Genomic DNA, 26,063 nt, shown 5'->3' with positions numbered 1-26,063 from the left:
CGGCGCTACATTCCCGTCGGGACCGACTTGGATTTCATCCGGTTGATCAGGGGGACGGTCACCGCGATGACCATCAAGGTCACGGCCAAGGGAATCGGGATCAGAAACAGCCCCAGGGTGCCAAGGATGAACAACCAAACCGCCGGTTCATGAATCCAGGTTTGGAACCGGCCGCGAAACGGCCACATCAAAATCACTGCCAATCCGAACGTCACCAGCGTGATCGCGTTGACCAGCAAGTCCTGCAGCGACTCGCGTTGCGTGAACGATTGCACCAAGACCGGGCCGTCGGCAAATGACTCCAATCGGACGATCGATGCGACTTCAAACTCCGAAAACCGGTGTTGTGCGAACAGGGTTTGCGGCAGCCGGGGATTGGATTGCAAGAAACGCCCCACCAGTTGCAACAATTGTCGATCGTACGCCTGCCACCGTTTTTCGGCGTCGGGATCGACGTCGGCCAGCGGTGCTTGATTCGATCCCTGTTCTGCATCTGCAACTGCACCGTCCGAGCGACGATTCGTGATATCGTTGGTCGCCGTCGCTGCGGCGCCGATCGCGTCCTCGCCGGACGCCGACACGATTCGGAACGTGTGTCCGCTGCGACTGGCGATCGCCTGGTAGCGCGCGATCCAGGGCAGTAGCCAACGTTTGATTTCGTCATCACTTCGTTCGGCCAGCATGTCGCGTGAGCGGTCGATCGCGGTCACAACACTTTGGGCCAGGGCAAATGCCCGCGCCGACCGTTGCTGTACCGAGTTGCCCGGAATTTGATCCGCCTCACTATCCATGCGGTCCAGCGTCAATTGTCGATTCTGACCGACCAGCGGCGATAGATAGAACGTGACCCATCGATCACGGGTCGGCACGTCGACCAGTTCGCTCAAGTAATTCGTGATCGCCCGCCCCGACACCGGGACTTCGACCAACACCTCCAACGACTGTGGCAACCGACTGTAGGCCAGCGGGACGCGCAGCCGCGACGCTTGGAGATCGTCGGAATCCTCGTCGGAATCCTCGTCCGGGCTGCCGCGGCCGGGAGGCAACTCACTCAAATCGACTTCGCGTCCGGCGGACCAAACGCCGATACAACTGGCACCGACGGGCAAAGCGACGGTGACTTCGTTGCGTGTTTCCGGCAAGATGTCGAAGCGCTGCATGACCAACGCATGATCGCTGTCGAGAAAAACCCTTGCATCACAGCACAGGGCGACCGGGTTGATCGTCGCTTGCAACAGCGGTTCCAGCTCGACCGACCAATTGGATTCGATCGGGGCATAGAAGGAATAGCGTTCGGGCGATTCGACCTCGTTCTGGAACGACGCGAACACGTTTGGATCGGGTTTGATCGACCGTACCGATTGAGCCCGCCACTGGATCGCCTGGGTCGTCAACTGGCCCGGTACGGCGATCAATTGATCGCGCAGCTTGGCGTCCAACACGTTGATCGCAGGAACGCTGACACGCACCTGGTCTCGGTTTTTCAAGCTTCCGGTGACCTGAACGCGCCGCACGTCTTCGCCGCGGCGAGCCGATTGGACCACTTGGCCGGGCACCGCAACGCGGACAACGGTCACCACGTCGTCACTGGATTGTCGTTTTCCCCACACAGCTGCGCCACTGACGTCCAAGTCGGCCGCCCAGCGTGTCGGCAGTGTCAGATCGACATAGTCGGGAATCAACCTGCCGGGCAATTCCAACAACGTATCACAGAACCACTGCCCGTCGGCGTACCGCATCCTGGTGATCTGGTCACAGGCAAACACCGAGCCGGCGGCGCGGCGGCTGACCACGATCGGATCATCCTCCGGCGGCGTCCCACTGAATTCAGCGTACACGACCGGAATCTGGCCGGCGAGCAAGTCGTCCTGCGTCAACGCGGCCGGCTTCCAAGTCCCCGGCTCGTCCTCTCCGCCGGGCACGTTCTCTTCGCCGAGCTGGGGGGCGTCGGGCCGTGTCATGCGGACGTCCAGCGATCGTTCACGCGTGATGCGATAGGTTTCGCGCGTCTGGCCGTCGGATGAAACGGTGAACCGGGGCAGCAGGGATCGCCCCCGGATCGGCATGCGGCTCTCGGCCAACAATTCGATCTTGGTGGCCCCGTTGATTCGGTTGTCACCGATCGACAACTCGGCCCGAATACCGGCCGGGGTGTCGACCAACAGGGGCGTCATGGAGGTGATGGGTTCGTCATTGACCAAACAGCGGACCAGACGGAACCGCGGAGGAATGGTGATTCGGATGCGTTGCAGACTCGGCCGCAGGTCGACCAGATCAGCCTTCAACCTCAGCTCCATCTTTGATTCCGCGACGTGCAAGCGATGATTCAATCGCGCAGTCGGCGTAGGAAATTTATCCTGCAAGAGCACGAAGGAGGGAAAAGCGTCCTGGATGACAAAGGCCCGTTGAATTTTTCCGGGATAGCCTCGCCAGGCCGCCAAAAACTCGTCTTCGCTGGCCGGTTTGGACCCCTTGGCCAACTCGCTGACGCGAATCGAGGCTGCCGATTCGATGGCGAACAAGGTGGCCGCCCAGCGCTGGGCGGCCGACGAAAACACCTCGGGGATCGGCATCGTCTTACTGTCTTCGGTCGACGTCGGGTCGTTGAGCACCGAGGGCAAACGCCATAGCAATCGGATCGGAGTGTCGACACTGGACTGTTTTTCGAATCGGTAAATTCCGCTTCCCGGCGACGCATTGGGCCCGGCGGGACGATCGGGGCTGTCGGCCAGTTCGGCTTCTTCCATCGCCCAACCGAGACACGTCAAACTCGGTGACGGCCCGCCCAGGATCGTCAACTGCAACGCGTCACCTTCGCGCAAGCTGTCCTCCGGAGTGATCTCGCACTCGACGATCGTGGATTCGATTCCGGCCGAAATCCTGTACGCCCGACGCAGGGTCGGTGCGGCCGCTTGCCCAGGCCGTTTGACGGCGCGACATCGAATCGCCAACTCACGGACCGGTCCCAAGTCCGCTTCGTAGCGTCCCAATTCGGCACGAAACAGGGAACGGCCCAGCGGATCGCCGAGCGATTCGACTTGGATTTCGCGTGGCGCTTCGACGATCAACTTGGCGGCATGAATCGGAGGGATCGCCAATCGAATGACCGTCGCCGCCAGCCCCGACGCCGCGTCAAGGTTTTCGACACCGCCAGCCTCGACACCGCCAGCCTCGACACCGCCAGCCATGACACCGCCAGCCATGGGCCGATCGGCAAGCGGTTGCCCGGCATCACGTTCGTCCCAAGGCGGCCCGCCGCCGCCAGCACCGTCGCCGCCGACGATTCCCGGACCAGCCCCGAGCGTCGACACCGACGGCAGGTAGGTCAACCGCAACAGACTCTGACGACTGGACGGGATCGCGGCGGTCACCATGCCACGTTCATCCACGGTGAAACGGATGATTTGCGTCTCACCGTCGCTCACCAATTCGATCCGCCGCAACAGGTCGGCGCGGACGGGCAACCGCACCCGCGTCGATTCCCGCAACAATTGAATTTGATAGTCTGCTTGGACCTCGACGGTAATCGAATCGGCCGCATCGCGCGGCGGCGCCAGAACGACGCGGTACTCGGCCGATTGGAATTGGGCATCCACGGGGCGGTCCGGATCGACATCCGATCGAATCGATTCGTAGTCCGCCCGCGACATGTAGACCTTGTCGCCGACCGGCACATAGCTGGGATCCAGCGGCACCAACAGTTCGATCGGGTCGTTCGCGGCCGTTTCGACAGCGCCGCTGTCCGAGTCGCGTCGGGCATCCTCGCCGCTGGACTCCTGGGCCATCAGGCCGCCACCCATCGTCGCGGAGGCTCCGATCACCAACGCCAAGACCGAGTGCGGCACCGACACGGAGAAGTCCGCCGAGCGGTCACGGGCGGCCTGTTGCGATCGAGTGTCGTCCAGTCGTAGCGCCCCGCTGGCACCAGTGCCGGTGACCGTTTTTTTCCATCGATCGGCCATCACCACATGTAATAGAGCCGCGGCCGAAAGCGGCACGGCAATCCAGCCGACGATGGCGGTTTGAGCCGGCCACCAGATGACGGCCCCGCTGATCGAGAGCACGGTCAACACGAACAAACAGTGGACGCCCAGCGAGAAACAGCGAGCGATCGACCATGCCAGGAAAAAGACGACCGTCGCGACCAGCCAGCCCAGTCCGATCGCCACGTCCCGGGCGACCAAGATCAACACCGTCCCTCGGCCCGACGGGACCGACGGGTCGGCGAGTGCATTGCTCGTACGGTGCAACAACAGCGATCCCGGGCCGGATTGATACGACACCTGTTGCCGAATGACATTGCCTTTCACCTCGACACGCGGAACCTGGCATCGACGAAACCAGTCGCTTGATGAGTGACGCCGCCGCATCAACACGGCGATTTGATCACTCTGTCGCTCCGGATCGATCCAGATCTCCCCCACCTCGGATCGATCGGGATCACGGCGAACCCCGTTCCGGGACACCGACACGATTTCCAATTCGTGATCGTACGAAACATGAATCGGCTTGCGTGTGGACACCTCGGCGGTCAAATGGAACAGGTCTTCATTGCGACTGTTGGCGACCACTTCGAAGCGTTGGTTCCAAATCAGGCACGCCGCCGCCTCCGGGCGCGCCCGCCGCAATCGGATCTCGGGGCGGAGCAGCGGTTCGTATCGAAGGTATTGTGGTTGATCGCCGGCAACCCACGTCGCCTGATTCGTTTCGGTCCCGGGAACCAACTGAACCCCCGGAGGAATCTGGGAGATCTCCCAGCTGGCGTCGATCGTGACTTCGGCGGTTTGCCCGCGGGTCCGGCGCACACTCGGCAGCGAAAGGGTCAATCGGTCTTGGACCGGAAAGAAGCGTCGCCCGACCAATTCGAACTGTCGGAGGTCGCGACCTTCAAGCGTGATCACATAAGTCCCCAACGGATCGGCCGGCACCCGCTGGACGCTGGAACCGGGCAGGCTGACCGTCGCCGACTGATCGGTTCGACGCAACGACCAACTGAATGCTTCTTGCCGGGCGTTGCCGGTCAGCACCGAGAGTTCTGAAATCGGTTGCGTCGTCTCGGCCCGCACGATGATGGTTTCGGAAACATCGTTGCCTTCGGTTTCGATCACATGACGCAGCGCGACCCCGAAGGAATCATCGACCGGTTCCAAAGTGACCTCGGGGATTTCCCCGGTCGGGCTGCGGATCAACAATGTTTCCGATGTCGGTTGAAAAAACGCGATCGATTCTTCATCCATCGTGGACGATTCGAATCGCCCCTGCAGCATCACCGAATTGCCATCCCAACGGCGCAGCGGTGGCGGTTGAATCGAAATCACATGTTCCCCCACGTGCTGTACCGGTCGCACGATCCAGGTCGACGCCATGGTCAAACGGTTGCGATTTCGAGGCAAATTCTTTCGCGCGATCACCTCGATCTCCAACGTCGCCTGCGCCGCTTCGCTGGGCGTCGGCCAAATCACCCAACGGTCGGCATCCACGGGCACCGTGATTCGACGTCCCGAACCGACGACCGTGACCGAGTCGACGGTCCAATCCGGATTGACGTCCACGTGAAACGGAGACTGATGATTCTGCAACAATCGACAACGGATGCGGCTGTTGGCACGGACCTCCGGTGCGGGGGTTGGTTGAACCCGCAACCGCGTCCAGACCGCTTCGATGAACCGCTCTTCTTTTTCGATCAACGTCAGGCGTGAACCGACCGCATCGGGTTGGGCGTTTTGTGGCGGCGGACCGTCGGCGATCAATAACGTCTCGCCGGCCCGCGTGGGCGTCTGGATCGATTGTCGCCAGGTCGGTGGCAGGTCCCACTGGGCGACTTCCAAAGGGTCCATCACCGCGACGATGGTTTGTGTGGACGCTTCGGTCCACAACACGTTCGGCTCGTCGGGTGTCACCGACGGCAATTCACAATGCCCGTCGCTGAGATTCCAATTCGACGTCCCCTCGATCGTCAACGTCAACAACTCTGACGCCGGCTCGTTCCGCAACGCGCCTGCCGGTGCGTTCTCGGGGACCGAATCGATGACGCCGACCAAGCCGCCGGGCAGATCGACGTCGATCAACGATTGTCCGTCCTGGCGCCGTAACACCTGATACGGCGCTTCGACCGAATTGGCTCGGATCGCCGTGACGGTCCCCAGCGGCAAACGCAAACGCAGTCGATTGCGTTGGCGTGGAAACTGCAATGTCATCCGGTGGATCCACGACACGCCCGACAAGTCCACTTCGTACTGCTTGGATTCGCGTCGGATGAACAGCGGCTGGTTCGCTTCGCCTTCGGATCGCCGGCGGGCATCGATCTCCAGCCGATTCAGACCGCCGGCTTCCAGCACGTACCAACGGATGTCGCCCGTTCGCGTTTGCACGTCCGCATCCGGCGGCGGACCGGGACGCTCGACCAACACCCCTTGTTTGGACTCCAGAACGATGTCGCTGGGCGTGGAAATGACCAGCCGCGTCTGCGAAGTCCGCGGCAGACGCAAGTCAAACCGCTTGGCCGCGCCCACCGATTGGCTTCGCAACGTCCATCCGAACCGGATCTCGGATTGGGACCATCCGTCCGATATACCGGCCGCGGCGTCCGATTCACTTGGGGCGACTGCCGCAGTGCCGGCCGGACCGTCGGATGGTTCGCCGGCGGCGGAAAACCCGGCCGCCGGCGGCGTCCCCGGAATCACCGCCACCAACTCGCCGGAATAGTCGATTTCCAACCGGGGAAGATTTCCCCGGCCGGCCGAAAGTGGCGATCGCAGACCGCCGGGGGAACCGCTGATCGCCAAATTGACCGCTCCCAACTTGCGACGAATGATCGGGCGGCGTTTGTGCTCCAAAACCAACTTGCTGCCTTCGCTGACCAACAGGTTTTCGTCCAGCCGAATGTCATAGAACCCGCTGACCAGACGGGCCTGATTGGAATCGGCGAATCGCTCGGCGCCGTTGCCGATCGCCTGCTGCAGGTCTCGGATCGAGACGGCGCGAAATTCCGCCGGCACCAGGTCGACGATCTGGGAAAGAAATATCCCGATCGGTCGCAACGGCCGACCGTCGCGGTCACGCAGCGGCAACGGCAGCGTCCAACGATCCAGCGGTGACGATGCGTCATCACCCGACAGCGGATCGTTTCCCCCGGCAGCCGCTGGCTCGCCCTCGGGAGAGCCTGACTCGGGGGAGTCGATGGCCGGGGCCTCGTCGTCCGCAGCCTTGTCCATCGACTCTTCCGCTGTCCGCACTTCAGCTGACGGCTCTTCAGCTGATGGCTCTTCAGCTGATGGCTCTTCAGCTGATGGCTCTTCAGCTGATGGCTCTTCAGCTGATGGCTCTTCAGCTGACGGCTCTTCGGCTGACGGCTCTTCGGCTGATGGAGGTCCGTCGTTGGACTCCGGCTCGGCCGTGGGCGGATCGGTTTCGGGCTGGGGCCCCTCGGCGGGTTGCTCGACTGCCAGCGGCGCCTGCTGGTCTTGTTGGCCGTGTGTCTGTCGGGTCGCCAGCAGCGAAAAGCCGACCGCGATCAACACGACCATCAGCCGCCATGGGACGCCGCAACGGCCGCCGGAAAATTGACAGCCAACCCTCGCCGGGTGCTGCAACGATGCCGCGTCACGCCCACCGCGGCAGGCGAAGTGGTCGGTCGTCGCCGGGGTCATGAAGCCACCTCGTCGGCAGACTTTGAGACGTCCTCCGGGCCGATCGAATGGGTCACGGCGATACTGCTGGGCGGTCGATAATCGGGCGGTTGACGACGGCTTTGCGTCGACGAATCCAATCGGGTCTCGCGGGTGCTGGTCAACACGCGTGACGGCGTCGGCAGCACCAAATTGCGGATCGCCAACATCACGATGACCAGTACCAGCGACAACATCGTGACCTGTCCGACCAGGATGGCGGCATCCGGAGCGACGGCCAACAACCCTGCGAAACAGACGATCGCGACGACCGCGGAAAACGGACTGCGGGTCGCGGGGATGTACGTCAGCACCGCGGCCACGAACACGATGACACCGGCGACGATGATCCACAAGATGGTGCGTGTGCCGACCATCGTGCGGAACGTGCGGTCATCCATCGATGAAAACAGGTAACGATTGCCCATCGGCATCGGGCTCAAATCGATCGCCTCGGGCTGTGCCGACGCGACCCGATTGATCAGCGTGGTCTCGGTCATCAACGGGCTGCGGATCAATCGCCAACGGTCGAATCCCCACTGCATCTCGCGGCCGACCGACGGTGTGGCCCAAACCAAGTGGCAATCTGACGGTACCGTCAACTGCCAAATCAGCTGGCCGGTCCCCGGGCCGACGTGGGCCAGCGGCGTGATGGTTTGAAACAGGCCGCCGCCGGTTCGGTCGACCCACAAGCGGACATCGATCAGATGCTGCTGCATGTCCGACGGGACACGCACGACCAATCGGTCAGCCACCAGTTTGTACGCCGCCGGTTCGCCGTTGAGTGTGACTTCAATGTCGGTTTGATCGGGGTACTGCAGATCCAATTCAAACTCGCCGGTCCCTTCCAGACTGGCGATCACTTGGTCGTGCTGGGAGATTTCGCTGATCGCCGTTCGCACCACGATCTTACCGGTCAGCAATTCGCTTTTCGCCGGCGCCCTCGGCGAAATTCGCAGCGGAACCGTTTTCGTCGGCAGCGTGCGAAAGACCAATTGATCGGTCAACGATTTTTCCGCCGGCGTGATGTCATGCGATTCACCGCCCAGCAACTCCAATTCGACCTTTCCCCGCAGCGTGATGTCCTGGACGATCGGATAGGGCAACCCGATCTCGACCAACTTTTCTGGGGCATCGGGATCGAAAGAGACCACTTCGGAGTGAATGAACCGGACTTCCATCGTGCCGTCGGCGAGCGCGTCGGAAACAAGATCGCACTGCAGGCTTTGCGATCCTGTCTCGGTCGCCTGCGTCTCGGTCGCCTGCGTCTCGGTCACCTGCGGGCGATCCGCGACTGCGTCGGGCGTGACCGCCTGCAACTGCGCCGCCCGGTCGTTGACCTCGACCGACCATCGTTTGATTGCGTTGTCGCCCTGTCTCTCGGCCGCATTGGCGGAGTCGTCATCCGCGTCGACGCCGGAATCCTCCGATGACGTGTCGGTCGACACGGCCTCGATCATCTCCTGACTCGGTTCGGGGATCGCGATCCGCAACCGCCCTTCCAAGTCGACCGGGGTTTCGATCCGCCACGTGACGGTGGTCACCAATTGGTCGCCGATCAATTTGACGTTGGCGGTGTGTTCCAGACTGATTCGTGGCGGGCGTTGAACCATCTGACCGACGATGCGGGCGGCCGACTCGGGTGGCATCACGGCGAACACCCGCGTCGTATTTCCGATTTGCGTGGGGTCGTCGGCGACACGCTCGCCATTGCCGCCCCGCTCGAGTGCGGCGGCTTCGGCATCGGCCGAACGTTCCAGATGGGACGAGCGTTCCAAGTCGACGACGAACGAACGTCGCCCTTTGCCGGAAAGCCGCACGATGGCTTCTTGAATCGTGATCGGGTCGCGGCGGTCTCCCGACCCGACGATCCGCGGCACCGGCAACTCGACGTGCCGATCGTCTTCATCCGCTTGTTCTCCCGACGAATCGTCGATCGGGCGTCGCGCCTTGATCAGCACCGGAATGCTCTCTTCCATTCCCGTGTAATTCACTTCGATTTCGATCAAGTCGTCCGACTCGTACCACGCCAGCGGAGCACCGGTGCGAGCGTTTTCAATTCGGGGCGCCTGCCAATCCGCCAGATCGACGCTCAACAATTGAGATCGATTACCGTTTCCGATCGATTCAATTTCCATCGAAAGGTTCGCGGAGTTGTCCCGCAGTTCGATGTCGCACTCGCTGGACACGCGGAATTCGCGTTTAGTCGCGTCCAGCCAGATCGGCAACGTGAACGCCCCACGGATGAATTGAAACGAATAACTCCGCTGATCAACCGCCGTTTCGTCCTCGGCGGCCGGTGTCGTGTTTTTGACATACGAACGCTGGTGCCACCGCAGACGATAATCTGCCCCGGTCGTGATATTGATCGTGCCCTGGTTGCGAAGCGCTTCCTCCACCACGGGGACTTGCAAGCCGAGCGGATTCTTGGCCGTCGGTGAATCGCTGGGGATCTCCAAACGAAATTCCAACACGATGCTCTGCCGACGTTCGAATTTCGGAATCGTGACCTGGAACAGCTCGGCGTCGCCGGCATCGGGTTTGGAGAGTTCGACTTGTTGACCGAATTGACCGCTGGTGATCAGCTTGGGATCGTCGCGCAACGATGCCCCGGGCGGAATCCGGAGCCGGAAACTAGAGATCGGACCGCGCGAATCTCGCACCGTCATCTTGATATTTTGCAGCAACGGATCTTGGGGAGAATTCCATTGCATGGAAATCCCGCTGGTCGCTTCCAACAGCGGGACCGAGACGGGGCGATCCATCGTGCCCCACTGCAACGTGAAGCGGCCGCCGCTGCTGATCACTTTGAACTGACTGCGGCCCGCCTCGTCGGTCGATGTTTCAATGACTTCGTCGTCGCGATTGGGGATCACCCCGACAACCTCGCGCGAGTCACTGACCAAACTGATCTCCGTCGCCGAGGCCGGCAAACGAAAGTCCAATGCGTGCACCACGTCGGTCTCGACCCGAGCCGACATCTGCATGCGAAACCCCACCACGGTGTCCTTGGCGACCGAGGCGAGCAATTCGTAGTCCCCCGAATCCTGGTCGACCGCCACGGCCAGTTTGTTGCCGTTTTCGGCGCCGGAAAAGAATTCCACCGGCCCCAAACGGTGAAAGTTTTCCATCGCCAGTGGAATCTCGATCGTCTCCTCGGCGGTCGCATCGACGGCCACACGCACCTCCACCGACAACTCCGCACGATTGCCGTCCACCCGACCGTCGATCTTGACCGTGTCGAACACATAACGACGCGTCTGGTTCGTGCCGCCCCGCTCGAGTTCCAAATACTGCTCGTACTTCATCCCCGGGGCGTAAATCGCGTTCTCGGAGACGTCCAGAAACATCATCCCCTTGATCGGCAACTTTCCCGACTCGGCCGGCGTCGACGGAGGACGCAGGATTTCCGCCGGCGGATACGTCCCCGGTGGCTGGGCGTAACTCGGCACACCGCCCCCCCCCCAAACGCTGGCGACGAAAACGACCATCCCCACCCACCTGAGCAGCGACGCAGCGATCGATCCGGCGGGCATCAATGTCGCCGAAAAGAGGTTCGTTACCGAATCGGTGCGATACATAAACCAGATGGACTCGAGACGGTCTGCGGCAACGCGGCGAGCCGACCCGGACTCGCAGGCAAGCTGCACGTGGCGAAATGCGAAAGGAGAAGGAAGCGGGCGATGCGTCCGTCAAAGATGGACAATCCGTTCAGTGATCAGCCCTTTAGTTTACGCAAACCACGCAACCGGAAACAGCAAAAGCGAGCCGTTGTGCAGCGGATTTCACCGGTCCGTACATCCGACGGGACGCCAAATCGTCCAGCCGCGCCAATCTGCACTTCCCTCACATTCGGCCCAAAGGGGCGGCGATCGGCCCGTAAAGCGAAACCACGGGCGGACGCGACAACCGCTGAACGAAAAATGGTCTGCTTCGCCCGCGGGCATGCGCACCAAGTCAAGACGCAATCCTCCCTGGCGGGCTGTCGATTTAATCGCAACCGAAACAATCGTGAGCCGATGGCCGACCGGCATCTGCTTCCAGAGCAAACGGCGACTAGCTGAGCGGCAGCGGACTTTCCGCCAGGGCGTCGCTGGCCGCCCGAATCCACCGGGGCGCGACCGAACCGCTGGTGCGATCGACGACCAACCAAGGCCGCGCCCGCCGAATCACTCCCTTTTCAAGGAACTCGCCGAACAGCCGTAATCGCTGCTCGCCAGGCTGATCGATCGCCACGGACGATGCGACGTCCTGGGGCCCCAAGATGACCGCCGCACCGAAATCTCCGTTGTCGGCGTGGTAAACGCGACTTCCCGACTGAGCGCCAGCTTCATCGCGAGCCCCACCGCGTGCGGGCAACACCAGGTCCAGCGTGGGGTGCGAATCCAACAAGGTGGTCTGGACCGATACCAACAACTCCAACGCGATGTGGGTACCGTCGGCACCGCAACCTTCCAGCGGAACCGGGCGAACCACCAACCGGAACCCGAATTGGCTGCGGTCGGTCTGCGGAAACGAAAAGTGCAACTGGTCGTTGCGAACGAATTGCTCGTCCAGTGGCGGCAACGCCTGGTCATCCGACGCGACCAAGGCGATCCGTTCCTGTCCGACCACCAGCGCCACCGCGTCGCGTTCTCCGCGGGCATCGATTCTCCAAATCGAATCGCCGATCTGCCATGCCGCGACGCCGATTCGATTTGGGGCCGTCAACCACATTCCATTCAGCCCGCGTATTCGGCGCCAAAGAACTCTTTGCTGTCATCGACGTTCGGCTTGATCGTCCGGGCGCCTTCCTGCCAGTTGGCCGGGCAGACTTCACCGTTCTCTTCAAAGAACTGAAGCGCCTTGACCATCCGCAGGGCTTCGTCGACGCTGCGGCCCAGCGGCAGGTCGTTGACCACTTGGTGTCGCACCACGCCTTCCTTGTCGATCAGGAACAAGCCACGCAGCGCCACGCCGCCGTCGAGCAAAACGTCATAATCCCGCGCGATCTGCTTGTTCAAATCGGCGACCAACGGGTATTCGGTCTTGCCAATCCCGCCCGCATTGCGGGGCGTGTTGGTCCAGGCCAGGTGGCTGAAGTGGCTGTCCACGGAAACACCCAGGATTTCCACGCCCAGTTTGGCGAACTCCGCCGCGCGATCGGAAAACGCGATGATCTCGGTCGGGCAGACGAAGGTGAAATCCAGCGGCCAGAAAAAGAGCAACACGTACTTGCCCTTGTAATCGCTCAAAGAGATCTCTTTGAACTGGCCGTCGGGCATCACGGCTTGTGCTTTGAAGTCGGGTGCCTGTTGGGTAACCAATACGCTCATGGGACCGGTTCAATTCTTACAGTGGAGGGAAGTGTCAGGATGGACGGCGACTCCGATCGAATCGCCACTGCCGGCGGAACATTGGCGTTCCGCCGCTAAAGCACACTATCCAGCAGGCACTGGTTTCGGACAAGCGGGCGACGAAAAAACGCCTCCCCCCGCTCGGTCGCATCCCATTACGCACCAAGCTAAGCGGTCGACTCATTGCTGGACCGGACCAGCCCTCCCTCTGGGTGGGGCGAGGAGGAGTTGACGCTCGGAGCGGGGAGGGTTCGCTGTGGCTCGAGTGCACTCGAACGCCACGAATCGACCCTCTCCTCGCTGCGCTCGACCCTCCCTGCCAGGGAGGGTTAATTCTTAACTGGATGCCTATCGGATCACTCCACCGGCGGCCGCCGCGGCCGTTCTCCGCCGGGGGTGTCGCCGCCACGGCCGGCTCCCGGGCGTCCTCCGCCGCCGCGACGCATGTTCGCCGCCCGGGCCTGCATCGCCTTTTCAATTTCCTCTCGCGACAGTTTGCCATCCTCGTCGCTGTCGGCACGCTCCAGCATGGCGGCCATCCGCTCGGGTAGCTCGTCGCCGGACAACAGGCCGTCACCGTCCTTGTCTTGGCTCATGATCCGGTCCAGCATGGCTTTGGGATCGCCGAATCCGCCGCGCCCGCGACCTTCACCCGGCCCGCGACCTTCACCCGGCCCGCGACCTTCACCCGGCCCGCGACCTTCGCGCGGTCCGCGTGGGGCATCGCCTTCACCGGGGCCGCGATCGCCGAATCCTCGCCCGCGGGCGGGCACCAGTTCCCTCAAATCGAGCTTGCCGTCGCTGTTTTTGTCCAGCGTTTTCAGTGCCGCGCTTGCACCGGCGATTTCTTCGGCCGAAATCACACCGTCTTTGTCGGCATCCAACGCCGCCATCACCGGCAACCGCATCAGCATTTCCGGGCCACCAGGACCGCCGGGGCCACCAAATCCGCCGCGTCCCTCGCGTGGGCCGGCTTGGTCGCCACGCCCTTGGGCATCCCCGCGCCGACCGCGTGGTCCCCGCGGACCACGCTCGCCATCGCCATCGCCATCGCCGGCTTCGGCGCGACCGCGGCGCCGCCCCTCCTCGGTATCCTGGGCCATGGCATTGGATGCAGCAACAGTGACGGCGATCCCCGCGATGCCGCAGAGGGCCAGCCGCAGGGTGGACTTGGTTCGAATCTTCATTGGATGGTTTCCCGGTGTGATGAACAAAATGCTTGTGGTCGACGCTGCCTGTCCCGTCGGGATCGCGAACTCGAATTACTCGCCGCACCCCGCGTCGGCGAGACCAGGTTGGCGGTAGAATCAAGTTCGCGACCGGCGACACGGATTTGTCGTGCCTCGGTTTGGACCCTACACCATTTGAACGCTTCACAACCGCCGTGGTTTCGCTCGGAGTCGGATGATTTCGTCCACCACCCCACTTTCCACCCACTGGGTAGAACGATGAGTGAACCAGACCATGACCCGACGCAAGAATGCTTCGACAACGATGGCAGCTACATTTGTGACAGCTGTGGCGAGGAGATCGTGATCCCGCTGGACCCGGCCGGTGGACATTCCCAAACTTATGTCGAAGATTGCCCGGTGTGCTGCAACCCGAGCGTGATTCACGTCGACTGGGACGGCGCCCAGGCACGCGTCTGGGCCGAATCCGAACAGGACCGATTTTGACCCGGTACCCCGTCGCCCATTTTTTCTTCGTCTTGTTTTCTTCGTCTTGCACCCTCCGAGAACACCCACCATGCGACTTCCACCCTGGGCCATTGAAGCGATCCGAAACGGCGTCGCCGACGTGGCCCGAAAAGCGAGCGACACCGAAACGATCACCCGCGTCAAGGCGCAAGCGGCCGAACTGCTTCGTGACTTGCCGGAGAATGCCTCGCGCAGCATCGACGCGCTCGTCAAGACGGCCAGTGAAACGGCGCGCGGCGCGATCGACTCCGGCCGCGAATCGGTGCTGCGTTGGACCGAGCGTCAAACCGACCTGGCCGTGCCTTGCATCAATGCCGGCGGCATCCTGTTCTCACGCTCGGGGACCGGAGTTCCCGTCTCCAACGCGGTCCTGCAACTCGGCGTGGACATCCTCCGCGGTGACTGCGTCGACAACGAATTGAACCGACAACTCGATCGATCGCTGGCACGGATGCTGGACCTGGACGGCCATGCCGTCGCGGTGGCCACCAGCCTGGACGCCGCCATCGCATCGCTGACGGTTCTTGCACAACAGCGAAAACTCGCGATGCACCGCAGCCAAGCGATCCGGCTTCCGTCGGGCACTCCGCTTCCCGACGCATTCGGTGACCTGACACTTGTCGAATGCGGCGGAGTCCAAGCGATCGAGCCACACGACTTTGACGGCATCGATCACGCTTGCGTGGTCCTGGCCGATGACGGTCAACATCCGATCGGCCCCATCGACTTCAAAGACCGCGACGTGGTCTCGGTCGCGGTTCTGCCCATCGGCACGATCCGCCAAACCCACGATTCGATCCCTAACGTCCAGACGCTGCTGCAATCGGGGATCGATCTGGTCCTGCTGTCCGGCGGTCCGCTGACCGGTGGCACTGCGGCGGGGATCCTGGCGGGAAAGAAAACACTCATCGATTCCATCCAGCAAGACGACCGTTGGAACACGTACCAAGCGGCCACGGGAATTGTCGCGATGACGCTCGCCGCGATGACCGATTCCGATCCCAGCCCGCTGTCGGTCTTGATCGACACCGGCGAAGAAAACTTGCGGAGCCGCGCCGAACGGATGGCGATTCGTTTGACCGCCGACGAATCGATCACCGGCTGCCAAATCACCGATCGACCGGCGCGGCTGATCGACGGCGGACGCTGGGAATTCCCCTCCCGGCAACTCAACCTCCGTCACAAAACCCTTTCGGCCCAACCGTGGTCCGATCGACTGGCCAAACAAAACCCCGCCGTGATCACCGCGATCGACGGCGAGCACCTGGTGATCGATCTGCGTTGGCTGCCCGCAGCCGCCGATTCCGCCGTCGCCGCCGCACTGGGGTCTAATGAATCGTCCCCGTCGGACGACGCTCCTGGCGACGCTCCCCAGACCTGATCGCATGCCGCACAGATTCGATAGGACCAAGGGGACAGACAGGACATATGGGGCTTATTGGTCCCATTGCAGGATCGCTGGCAGATCCCCGAAGGACCGGCAAAACAATTTCATCCTGTGATCGTTTTGCCCCCATCGTGCGCCTCCCAGCGAAAACCGAAGTTGCGATGATGACGCGCGGCGGCGCCAGCGATTGACGTCAATGCCCGCGCGCTGCTGCACATTACAACTCCAGACGCATTGCATCGGTGATTGCCTGAGGACTGGGCGAAGAGTTGCCCCATTCCATCACCGGGTAACTTCCGACGACCGCGGTTTTCAGTGATTTCATTACTCGCATCCTTGGGAGCTCGGCAGTCTCTGCCGGGACGGTTTGTTTTTCGGCAGGGACTGACGACGCAACTTTGACCGCGACGGTTTTGACAGCTTGCACCCTTTGTTTCCATGAAATAAAGTGCCTGTATCAATGTTTTTCGTGCAATCTGGAGATGCGGTGTGCCTGCGACCGTAAAAGATGTGGCCAAAGCCGCGGACGTGTCGATCGGGACCGTCAGCCGAGTGCTGAGCGGTGAGCCCAATGTGGCGGACGAAACGGCACGGCGTGTGATGGAGGCCGTTAATAAGCTGGGTTATTCGCGGCTGCGGAAACGCAAACTGTCGCCCGAGGGGCGACAGCTTTCGCGCAAGAACATCGCCATGCTGCTGTTGGGGATGGACCGATCGCTTGTCAGCCTGCCGTCGGTCGCCTGCGGGATCCACGGGGCCGAATCAGCACTCTCCGCCGCGGGCGCGAATGTCTTGCTGGCCGACCTTCCTCGTGTCGATGAGATCCCCAAATCCTTCGCAAGCCAGAACATCCATGGCTTGCTGGCCAAGGGGGCTCTGCAGGGAAAGCTGATTGAATCCGCCGCCGAACAGCTGATCGAGCGACTTCGCCGCATCCCAACCGTTTGGTTCCTGGGACGCCCGCAAGGAGCAGACTGGGGTGACACGGTGGAGTCGAACGACACGGAGGTGGGGCGTTTGGCGGCTGACTACTTGATCGGCATGGGGCACAAGCAAATCGCGATCCTGGACCCCAAGCCCGATCATGTGACGCTGGGCCAACGCTGTGCGAGTTTCACCTGGCACGCGACCAACCAAGGCGCGAGGGTCGAAAATGTTTTTGGTGCCAGTTCCGACTGGACGCTTCCGTTGCAGACGGTCAACGAGATCGAACGGGTAGACAAACTTGTCGCAAAGGTGCTTCGGCTTCGCAGCAAACCGACGGCCGTTTTCTGTCCGGCCGATTGCATTTCCGCGATGGTTTACCACGCGTGCGCCCGCCGAGGACTACAGATCGGAAAAGACATCAGCCTGATTTCATGCAACAACGAGTTGCCTCTTTTGACGGGGCTCTATCCCGAGGTCACCACGATCGACATTTGCGCCGAACAGATCGGTCGCCAAGCGGTCGAACAATTGATTTGGCGTCTCGATCACCCCGACTCGCCCATGGTCAGCGTCTCTGCGCAACCGCGATTGGTTGAGGGGATGTCGGTCAGAAACATCGCTAGGAGCAAACGATGAAAAACGTGTTATTGTCACTCCTCGTGCTGGTAGCTCTGCCGCCGAGTCTTCATGCGGCAGATGACCTGCCCATCGTACCGGAGGGATTTGTCGTTGACGTCGTCGCCGCAGAGCCGATGGTCAGCAATCCCTGCGTGATGGCGTTTGACAAACGGGGACGCATTTGCGTGGCCCAGGGTCCGCAATGGCGAGCCCCGACGCCCGAAACGCCCGGCGATCGCATCGACATCTTGATCGATGACGACGGTGACGGAACGGCGGACAACATCAAGACCTTTGCCGAAGGCTTCAACAGTGTCCAGGGGATCGCCTGGCATGGAGACGACTTGTGGATCGCAAACGCGCCAGATCTAACCGTCGTGCGAGACACCGATGGCGACGACGAAGCCGACGTGTACATCAAGGTCTACACCGGACTTGGGAACCTTGAGCATTCTCTTCACGGTCTGAACTTTGGGCCCGACGGCAAACTTTACATGTCCAAAGGCAACTCCAAGGGATACAACCGGCTGGACCAACTTGCACCAATGGCCTTTCGCAAGCTTTGGGGATTGGCTTCCCCGGAAGGAGCCCCCGAGTACACCGACGTCGAAGTCTTCGCCAAAGAAACGTACAAGCGAGCCTATCACACGCCCCAAGACGACTGGGGCCAACAAGGCGGGATTCTGCGTTGCGATCCCTACGGAGAAAGCGTCAACACGATGGGCCGCAACCTCGAAATCGTCTCACGCGGTTTTCGCAATCCGTGGGACATTTGTTTTGATGACGGTTTCGAATGGCTGGGCACCGACAACGACCAAACTGAAGGCGATAAAGTCTTCGCGCCCTTTTACGGGGCCCACTTCGGCTGGGGCCATCCATGGAGCTTTGACTGGAAAGGAATCGACCATCTGCCGACCGTCCCGATCAGCATGCCGCTGTACGAAGGCTCCGGTGCGGGGCTCATTCACTATGGTGCGACCCAGTTCCCAAAGCAGTATCAGGGCGCGTTCTTCGTCAACGACTGGATGCGGCGAGAAGTCTATCTGTTCCGGCCGGAATGGGACGGAGCGTTTTTGCGTCACGAAGGAGGGGGCTTTCCGAGCGTCTTTGCCCACGCCGGTGGCGGCCGTTCGCTGCCGGCGAGTTCCGGGCGCGTGTTCGAACCGACGGACATCGAAGTCGGTCCGGAGGGTGCGCTCTACATCCTGAGCTGGGGACACGGATACGGAGGCACAATTGAAAATGGAAAACAGGTCGATGCGGGGCGCGTCTTTCGAATCCGATATGGCGAAAACGCTCTTCAGACGCTGCCGAGATCGCGCGTGCTTTCGGAAATGACTTCCGAGCAACTCTTCGCCGACCTCGGCAGCAGTGTGCCGGCTTGGCGTGTCAATGCACAAAACGAGCTCCTTCGCCGCGGTGACGAAAGCGTCACGTTTTTGAAATCGCGTTTGCAAAGTAAATCCACCAAAGCGGAGCAGACGTGGGGCCTGTGGACGCTCGGCCGACTGTCGAGCGAAGCGCTGTTGCAGGTGTACGCAAAACAAAACGCGGACCTGAACGTTCACCTGCAATGCCTGCGGATCCTGGCTCAGGAGAACCCCGCCGCTCTGGACGGCTTGCTGGCCTGGAACTCCGAAAACGCTCGGCTGCGCCACGCAACCGTGCAAGCGGTGTGGCAGGGGCGACGCGATGACTTGTCAAACGATCTGATCCGACTCGCTGCGGATGAAGCCGAGCGAGTCGTATTCTATTCGGCATGGAACGCTCTCCATGGATTGATGTCGACCGATCAGTTGAAACAACGACTTGCTGATTCTCGGCCCCGTGTACGTCTCGCCGCGTTGCTGGCACTGTTGTTGGAGGACGACTTGAGTGTCGATCAGGTGCTTCCGTTTCGCAAGGACAAAGCTCCGCAGGTCGCCGCGCTGGTCGAACTCTGGTTGGAGAAAACAGGAAACGGTGCTCCGCTGATCACTCTGTCGCCCCCGCCGGGCGACTACTCCGAACCGATCGCCGTCACCGCGCAAAGTTCGATCCCGCGCGGTGTCATTACTTACACGACCGACGGCAGTGTGCCAGCGATGACCAGTCCGCGGGCGACTGGGCCGATCGCCGTCAACGGTGACACCCGGCTTCGTTTTTCGGTGTTCCAGGATTACACACAGGCCGGCGCGATGACGGATGCCGAGTATCGAATTCGTCCGACCAAGGCGTATCGGCATCGACCGTTTATCGACGACTTCGCCTCCGACAGCGGCCACCGCTACGAAATTGATTGGAGCGGATTGGCGGTCGGGAAACGGCACTACACCGATCGGGACTACCGCATCCTTGAGGTGCCCGCCGAGCTAGCGGGGCTTCCCTTCTTGCGCACCGCCAATGAAGACGATCGCCGGCTCGTCGAGCGTCTGGTTTCTTTCCGAAGCGACTCGGACGTCTCGCTGCTGATCGGTGTCGATGCCCGCAATCGCGAGCCGCTCAGCTGGATGAACGTCGGACAGCCGAGCGGTTTTCAAAACACCGGACTGCAAATCATCACCAGTGATCCGGTCTTCAATGTCTACGAAAAACAATTTCCGGCAGGCGAGATCTCCTTGGGCGCAAACGTGAACCGCCCCAACGACTCCGGCCGCGGAAATTACATCGTTCTGTTCAAGCGGGAGATTCTGCCACAGCAGAACGATCGCGAACCGATCACGATGGAAGCAGCCGTTGCGGCGATGGCCGATGCGGACCCTGAGCGCGGACGCGAGTTGTTTCTGCATCCACGAGGCGCCGGCTGTTTCAAGTGTCATCAAATGCAGGGAATCGGCCAGGTATTGGGACCAGACCTTTCTGACATCGGCAACCGAGCGAAGACCCCCGAGGTGCTGATCGAATCGATCATCCACCCGAGCAAGGTGATCACCGAGGGCTTTGCTCAACAGAAAGTTCTCACCGTCGACGGACGGGTGATTGCAGGATCGGTTCTTGAAGAGACGGGGCGATTGATCAAACTTGCCGCTTCCGACGGCAGCGTCACGACGGTCGACAAAGATGACATCGAACAGCGAGTCGGCACCAAGATTTCTCCGATGCCGGACGGCTTTGCCAAAATGATGACGGCGCAGCAGGTCGCTGATTTGACGGCTTGGTTGATGGCACAAAAGACCGTCGGCGACCGAGATGGTTTCTGGTTTCAAGATAACGGCGACAGTCTGAACATTCATTTTGCCGGTCAGCAAGTCGCGACGTATCTGAAGGACCATCCGAAGCTCACGCGGCGAGCCCTCGTGAACGTCACGACGCCCGGTGGCATTCGAGTGACCAGGAACTACCCGCCCCGTAAACCGGATGACATCGACCCCGGGTACGGAGCCGAGGGCGGAATCATTCACCCGCACATGCACCCCGGGATTTGGCTGGGTTTTGGCGACGTCGATGGAAATGACTACTGGCGTCTTCAATCAAGGGTCGCTTTCGATCGCTTCATTCAGCCCCCTAGCGGGGACAGGAACTCGGGCAGCTTCGCAGCGCGAAACCTGCTGTTGCGAAAAGACGCTACAAAGGAAACCCGCCGCGCCGGTGAGGCCGACTCAACATCCCTGTTTGAAACCTCCGGCTACCCGGATGACGAAGTGGTTTGTGTCGAAACGACTCGCTACCACTTCGAGAACGTGCCTGAAGGCCTGTTATTGCGACTGGATGCGGAATACCGATCCGACGACCACGATTTCTACTTCGGGGATCAAGAGGAGTCAGGACTTGCCGTCCGGGTGGCGTCGCCCATTCGGGTCCAGGGCGGCAACGGCACAATCTTGAACAACCGCGGAGAACGCAACGGTGCGCAGGTCTGGGGCAAACAGGCGAAGTGGTTCGACTATTTCGGGACGGTCGGTGACCGCGAGGTCGGAATCCTGGTCGTTCCGAGCCCCGACAACCCTCGCCCGTCGTGGTTGCACGCGCGGGATTACGGAGTGATCGTGACCAACCCCTTTCCCAAACAGCCGAAAGAACGCCGAGAGCCGTACGTCAAGACTTGGGTCAAGCGTGGCGAGACCTACAAGCTTTCCTACGCCATTCTGATTCACGATTTGCCAGCGGAGAAACCGATCGACCGCGATCACGTGGCAGAGTCGCTGCGAAAATCATTTGATTGACCCTTGCTTGATGTGATGGTCAGATCCATCTCCTTATTTGACTCAGAAGTCGATCCAATATGAATGCAGTGTCAACGCAACAACGAGTCGTCTACCGCAACTTAGTTTTCGATCGGGCTGGACAGTCGCCGTCCTCTCCGAGGTCGGCGCAGGGCAAAGCTTCGCTTTTGCGATCCGCCGAGTTCGGAGAACAAGGCGGCACCGACATGCATGTCGAGTTCAAAGACATCGCGATCCTTGAGCTTCCCTAGGCGGCAACATCACACTGACGATTCAGCACGTCGATGGCTCAATCGATCGAATCAAGCGTGCGCAGATGTCGACTGGGTCACGGTTTGAAGTGTACACGACCGGCGTCAATGGAGAATCGGTACCCAAATTCGTCGCCGATCCACCCTCGGTCCCGTTTGAGCAGCGACCGTCTTCTTGACAAGAACGGCATTGCGACACGGATGCTCGATTCCGAGGTGCAGTGAAGCAGGTCCCGTCGTGACATCGGGGGACCTCACCTTGCGTCATCTTGTTGCACAGGAAAATGGCTGAATCGGTAAGAATCGCTCATTCGTACGGTATTCCCCGATGGGATCGCGATGGTTGATTGACGTTTCCCAAGCGACGTAACCCCACACGAAGAGAGAGACAATGGACTTACAATTAAAAAACAAAACAGCCTTGGTCACAGCTTCCACGGGCGGGATCGGATTGGCGATCGCAACGCGATTTGCCGCCGAAGGTGCGACGACGATCGTCAACGGTCGGAGCGAATCGAGCGTCAACGAAGCAATGGCCCAGATTCGCGAAACCGCATCCGAAGCTGACCTCGTTGGGCTGATTTCGGACAATAGCACGCCTGACGGAATTGCCAAGACGATCCAAACCCACCCGGACGTGGACGTCTTGGTCAACAATTTGGGCATCTTCGAAGCGGTCGACTTTTTTGACATCTCGGACGAAGCATGGCAGAAGATCTTTGACGTCAACGTCATGAGCGGCGTGCGTCTTGCCCGGCACTTCTTCAAACGAATGCTCGATCGGAACGCCGGCCGTATCATCTTCATCAGTAGCGAATCGGGCGTGGTCCCGTCGCCGGAAATGGCGCACTACGCGATGACGAAAACCGCGCAGCTCGCGCTCGCCCGTAGCCTTGCGCAGTTGTCGCAGGGCACCAAAGTAACGGTCAATAGCGTCCTGCCCGGTCCGACGAAAACACCGGGCGTCGAGCAGTTTGTCAGTGAGTTGTTTCCCAGCCAGGATTGGGCCGAGGCGGAAAAGCGATTCATGGCAGAAAACCGTTCGCTGTCCTTGATTCAACGCTTGATTGAGCCGGAGGAAATCGCGAACTTGGTTGCTTTCGTCGCAAGTCCACTCGCCGCCGCCATCAACGGTGCGGCGCTTCGAAGCGAAGGCGGGATCGTCCCGACGATCGCCTGAACAACGAGCGAGCATTTCCATGTACAAAATTCGCCCCTTCCACGACTCCGATTGGGATTCAACCTGGCAAATCATCGAGCCGGTTTTTCGCGCGGGCCAGACGTACCCCTTTCCTCCTACGATTTCGAAGCAGGAATCCTATTCCATTTGGGTCGCAACCCCTGAATGCACCTATGTTGCCGAGGACGAACCCGGTCAGATCCTCGGAACCTACTATCTCAAGCCCAACCAGCCGGGACAGGGGGCGCATGTCTGCAACTGTGGATACATCGTTTCCGACCTGGCCCGAGGGCGTGGCGTTGCGTCGGCGATGTGTGAACATTCTCAAGAACAGGCCATTCGACTTGGGTACCGTGCGATGCAATACAACTTGGTCGTGTCGACCAACGACGGGGCAGTCAGGCTATGGGAAAAACATGGCTTTGACGTCGTCGGAAGACTGCCCGGGGCATTCAATCATCCGACCGCAGGCTATGTCGACGCCCTGGTGATGTTCAAAGACTTCGCGGCCGACAAACGCAAATGAGTCAAACCGAATTCCTCGTTGACCTCAATGGAACGCGGTTTTCGGGTAGTGGACGAGGCGACGAATCCATTCGGATTGCGCCCCGCGACGACTCCTCGCGTCGTCTACTACCGCTGACCGGAACCTCAATGCGAGATGAAATACGACAGGCTGAAGGTATTTGCATCGATTCGATGTAATCGACAGCGTCTAAATGGTGCGTCCAACGATTTCGCGTACAACGCTCGACCGCTAGCAACTCAATGGTGCACGCTGAATTTCTGAGTGGCACCATGACCAGCACGGTTGTCTTGGCGAAGTCGTCGGGACCGCGCGTTCCAAGGCGGAAGCTGGGAACGAGAACGAGTGCATTGTAGAATCATTGTCCTCAATTGTTCTCTCCCCAGCCGCTCCGGCTGAGCATTGCAATCGGAGACCGCAGAGCGGTCAGGGGGAACAGTTGAGACAACGGTTCTACACTTTCGTCGCTTGGATGATTTCGATATGAGTAGCCAGGATCAGTCACTTCGGGAGCACCTGCTGTACTTGCTCAAGGGCGGTGGTGCGCATCTGGGTTTCGAGCAAGCGATCGGTGGAATCCCCGAATCGATGCGCGATGCAAAGGTCCCTGGTTCGCCGCACACGCCTTGGCGGCTGCTCGAACATCTCCGCATTTGCCAGTGGGACATCCTCGAATTCTCTCGCAATTCGGATCACGTCTCGCCGGAATTTCCGGATGGATACTGGCCTGAATCCGACGGCCCCTCCCGTGCTGCGCAATGGGATGAAAGCGTGAACGGATTCCGCAGCGATTTGCAATCGATGATCGAACTGGTTTCCGACCCCTCAACCGATCTATTCGCAACGATCCCCCACGGCGATGGCCAAACGATTCTGCGAGAAGCACTGCTGGTCGCCGATCACAACGCCTACCATCTCGGACAACTGGTCTTTTTAAGACAGTGTTTGGGCATCTGGGAGCCGACGTCCTAACGGATCTGCAAGGCTTGGCGACACGCGGAAAGTGAGTTCAGGCCCTCGCTGGTGATTTTCAACTTTGACAAACACCTCATCATTGCGACTGCCCGCGATTGTTTCACCAAGTTGACCAACTCATACGATCGTGATAGGTCCAACTTTTCAAAATGGAGAAATTCAATGACCGTGAAAGCCTATGCCGTGACCAAAGCCAAGGGCGAATTCGAACCGTTTGAATTCGAGCTCGGTGACATCGATCCCTACGAGGTGGACATCAGCGTCGAGTCGTGCGGGATTTGCCACAGTGATTTGAGCATGGTGGACGACGAGTGGGGGATGGCACAGTTTCCGCTCGTACCCGGACATGAAGTTGTCGGAAAAGTGTCGGCCGTCGGCGATCTCGTTTCACACGTGAAAGTCGGCGATCGCGTCGGGTTGGGGTGGCATGCCGGCTACTGCATGATGTGCGACCAGTGTATGGGCGGCGATCATAATCTCTGTGCCAATGCCGAGCCCACCATTGCGGGGCGGCATGGAGGGTTCGCCGATACGGTCCGTGCGAAAGCCCCTAGCGTGGTGAAAATTCCGGACGAGCTTGATGCAAGTGAAGCCGGCCCGCTGTTGTGTGGCGGGATCGCGGTGTTTAACCCGATGGTTCAGGCCGGGCTTTCACCGACCGGCAGCGTTGGGGTGATCGGGATCGGTGGGCTGGGGCACATGGGGCTTAAGTTTGCCGCTGCGTGGGGATGTCACGTCACCGCATTCACTTCCGAATCGAAACGCCAGGAAGCACTGGACATGGGCGCGCATGACACGATCAATTCTCGTGATCCGGACGCCATCAAAGCCGCGGCGGGGCGATTCGACCTTGTGCTGTCCACCGTCAACGTTTCGCTTGATTGGAACGCAGTTCTCGCGACGTTAAAGCCGCGTGGTCGGCTGATGATGCCCGGTGCCGTTACCGAACCACTTGATATCAATGTCCTTCCGGACATGATGTTCAAACAATTGGCGGTGGGTTCGACACCCGTCGGCGCGCCCGTCGTGATCCGCCAGATGCTCGACTTCGCGGCTCGACACAACATCGCCCCCGTCAACGAGCACTTTCCGATGAGTCAAGTCAACGAGGCGTTCGAGCATCTACGGAGCGGGAAGGCGCGTTACCGGATCGTGCTGGACCGAGAATAAGTTAAGGCGGCCCGCACGCCGGCGTGAACCGGCTGATCTGAAGGAGCGCACACCGATAGGCTCAGCCCCCTTCAACCCGTAGCGGAAGCCGCCAAGGCTTTCGACTCGCGGCAGTCCACATGGAAAAAGCCGAAATTCTTGGCGAATTCCGCTACCCTATGTCCACACGGGTTAAGCCGAAATCCTT

The 26,063-nt window shown here is 60.6% G+C and carries 13 protein-coding genes; 8 read left to right on the top strand and 5 right to left on the bottom strand.

Going from position 1 to position 26,063, the window contains the following annotated elements; genetic code table 11:
* Window positions 1-5 precede the first annotated feature (5 nt).
* The 5 genes from H1B37_RS18350 to H1B37_RS18330 all read right to left on the bottom strand — a co-directional run bounded on the left by H1B37_RS18350 (window position 6) and on the right by H1B37_RS18330 (window position 14,190).
* On the bottom strand, window positions 6-7,649 hold the full coding sequence (locus H1B37_RS18350) for a brain acid soluble protein 1 (RefSeq protein WP_182868112.1): 7,644 nt from the start codon (window positions 7,647-7,649) through the stop codon (window positions 6-8).
* On the bottom strand, window positions 7,646-11,248 hold the full coding sequence (locus tag H1B37_RS18345) for a hypothetical protein (protein WP_182868111.1): 3,603 nt from the start codon (window positions 11,246-11,248) through the stop codon (window positions 7,646-7,648). Before H1B37_RS18345 ends, H1B37_RS18350 begins: the two co-directional genes overlap by 4 nt.
* A gap of 475 nt (window positions 11,249-11,723) precedes the next feature.
* The gene (locus H1B37_RS18340; RefSeq protein ID WP_182868110.1) at window positions 11,724-12,377 is read right to left on the bottom strand and encodes a hypothetical protein; all 654 of its coding nucleotides are present in this window, start codon (window positions 12,375-12,377) and stop codon (window positions 11,724-11,726) included.
* A gap of 11 nt (window positions 12,378-12,388) precedes the next feature.
* Window positions 12,389-12,982 (bottom strand): peroxiredoxin, encoded by a 594-nt coding sequence (locus H1B37_RS18335; protein WP_182868109.1) that lies wholly within the window; start codon window positions 12,980-12,982, stop codon window positions 12,389-12,391.
* 377 nt (window positions 12,983-13,359) lie between these two features.
* On the bottom strand, window positions 13,360-14,190 hold the full coding sequence (locus tag H1B37_RS18330) for an EF-hand domain-containing protein (protein WP_182868108.1): 831 nt from the start codon (window positions 14,188-14,190) through the stop codon (window positions 13,360-13,362).
* A 261-nt stretch (window positions 14,191-14,451) separates the two neighbouring features.
* Between H1B37_RS18330 and H1B37_RS18325 the strand changes: the two genes are divergently transcribed.
* From H1B37_RS18325 to ahr, 8 genes are all read left to right on the top strand, one after another.
* Complete coding sequence (locus H1B37_RS18325; RefSeq protein ID WP_182868107.1) at window positions 14,452-14,679, top strand: CPXCG motif-containing cysteine-rich protein; 228 nt, start codon at window positions 14,452-14,454, stop codon at window positions 14,677-14,679.
* 70 nt (window positions 14,680-14,749) lie between these two features.
* Entirely contained in the window at window positions 14,750-16,081 is a 1,332-nt protein-coding gene (locus H1B37_RS18320) for a hypothetical protein (RefSeq protein ID WP_182868106.1), read from the top strand.
* Between the two features lie 495 nt (window positions 16,082-16,576).
* On the top strand, window positions 16,577-17,650 hold the full coding sequence (locus H1B37_RS18315) for a LacI family DNA-binding transcriptional regulator (RefSeq protein WP_182868105.1): 1,074 nt from the start codon (window positions 16,577-16,579) through the stop codon (window positions 17,648-17,650).
* Window positions 17,647-21,774, top strand: a complete 4,128-nt coding sequence (locus H1B37_RS18310) for a PVC-type heme-binding CxxCH protein (RefSeq protein ID WP_182868104.1) — start codon at window positions 17,647-17,649, stop codon at window positions 21,772-21,774. The genes H1B37_RS18315 and H1B37_RS18310 overlap by 4 nt, the downstream gene beginning before the upstream one ends.
* 672 nt (window positions 21,775-22,446) lie before the next feature.
* On the top strand, window positions 22,447-23,205 hold the full coding sequence (locus H1B37_RS18305; protein WP_286177880.1) for an SDR family NAD(P)-dependent oxidoreductase: 759 nt from the start codon (window positions 22,447-22,449) through the stop codon (window positions 23,203-23,205).
* Between the two features lie 19 nt (window positions 23,206-23,224).
* Window positions 23,225-23,731: a GNAT family N-acetyltransferase gene (locus H1B37_RS18300; RefSeq protein WP_182868102.1), complete on the top strand. Its 507-nt coding sequence runs from the start codon at window positions 23,225-23,227 to the stop codon at window positions 23,729-23,731.
* Window positions 23,732-24,214: 483 nt separating this feature from the next.
* Entirely contained in the window at window positions 24,215-24,703 is a 489-nt protein-coding gene (locus tag H1B37_RS18295) for a DinB family protein (RefSeq protein WP_182868101.1), read from the top strand.
* Window positions 24,704-24,868: 165 nt separating this feature from the next.
* Window positions 24,869-25,876: an NADPH-dependent aldehyde reductase Ahr gene (gene ahr / locus H1B37_RS18290; protein ID WP_182868100.1), complete on the top strand. Its 1,008-nt coding sequence runs from the start codon at window positions 24,869-24,871 to the stop codon at window positions 25,874-25,876.
* Window positions 25,877-26,063 lie beyond the last annotated feature (187 nt).

This window comes from Stieleria mannarensis, assembly GCF_014154935.1.
In the GTDB taxonomy this organism is placed as follows: domain Bacteria; phylum Planctomycetota; class Planctomycetia; order Pirellulales; family Pirellulaceae; genus Stieleria; species Stieleria mannarensis.
Note: the sequence above shows the minus strand (reverse complement) of the source record. Positions and strands in the feature narration are given on the sequence as shown.

Coding starts and splice junctions, on each gene's coding strand:
- H1B37_RS18350 (WP_182868112.1), bottom strand. CDS start 7,649: ATGACCCCGGCGACGACCGACCACTTCGCCTGCCGCGGTGGGCGTGAC.
- H1B37_RS18345 (WP_182868111.1), bottom strand. CDS start 11,248: ATGTATCGCACCGATTCGGTAACGAACCTCTTTTCGGCGACATTGATG.
- H1B37_RS18335 (WP_182868109.1), bottom strand. CDS start 12,982: ATGAGCGTATTGGTTACCCAACAGGCACCCGACTTCAAAGCACAAGCC.
- H1B37_RS18330 (WP_182868108.1), bottom strand. CDS start 14,190: ATGAAGATTCGAACCAAGTCCACCCTGCGGCTGGCCCTCTGCGGCATC.
- H1B37_RS18325 (WP_182868107.1), top strand. CDS start 14,452: ATGAGTGAACCAGACCATGACCCGACGCAAGAATGCTTCGACAACGAT.
- H1B37_RS18320 (WP_182868106.1), top strand. CDS start 14,750: ATGCGACTTCCACCCTGGGCCATTGAAGCGATCCGAAACGGCGTCGCC.
- H1B37_RS18310 (WP_182868104.1), top strand. CDS start 17,647: ATGAAAAACGTGTTATTGTCACTCCTCGTGCTGGTAGCTCTGCCGCCG.
- H1B37_RS18300 (WP_182868102.1), top strand. CDS start 23,225: ATGTACAAAATTCGCCCCTTCCACGACTCCGATTGGGATTCAACCTGG.
- H1B37_RS18295 (WP_182868101.1), top strand. CDS start 24,215: ATGAGTAGCCAGGATCAGTCACTTCGGGAGCACCTGCTGTACTTGCTC.
- ahr (WP_182868100.1), top strand. CDS start 24,869: ATGACCGTGAAAGCCTATGCCGTGACCAAAGCCAAGGGCGAATTCGAA.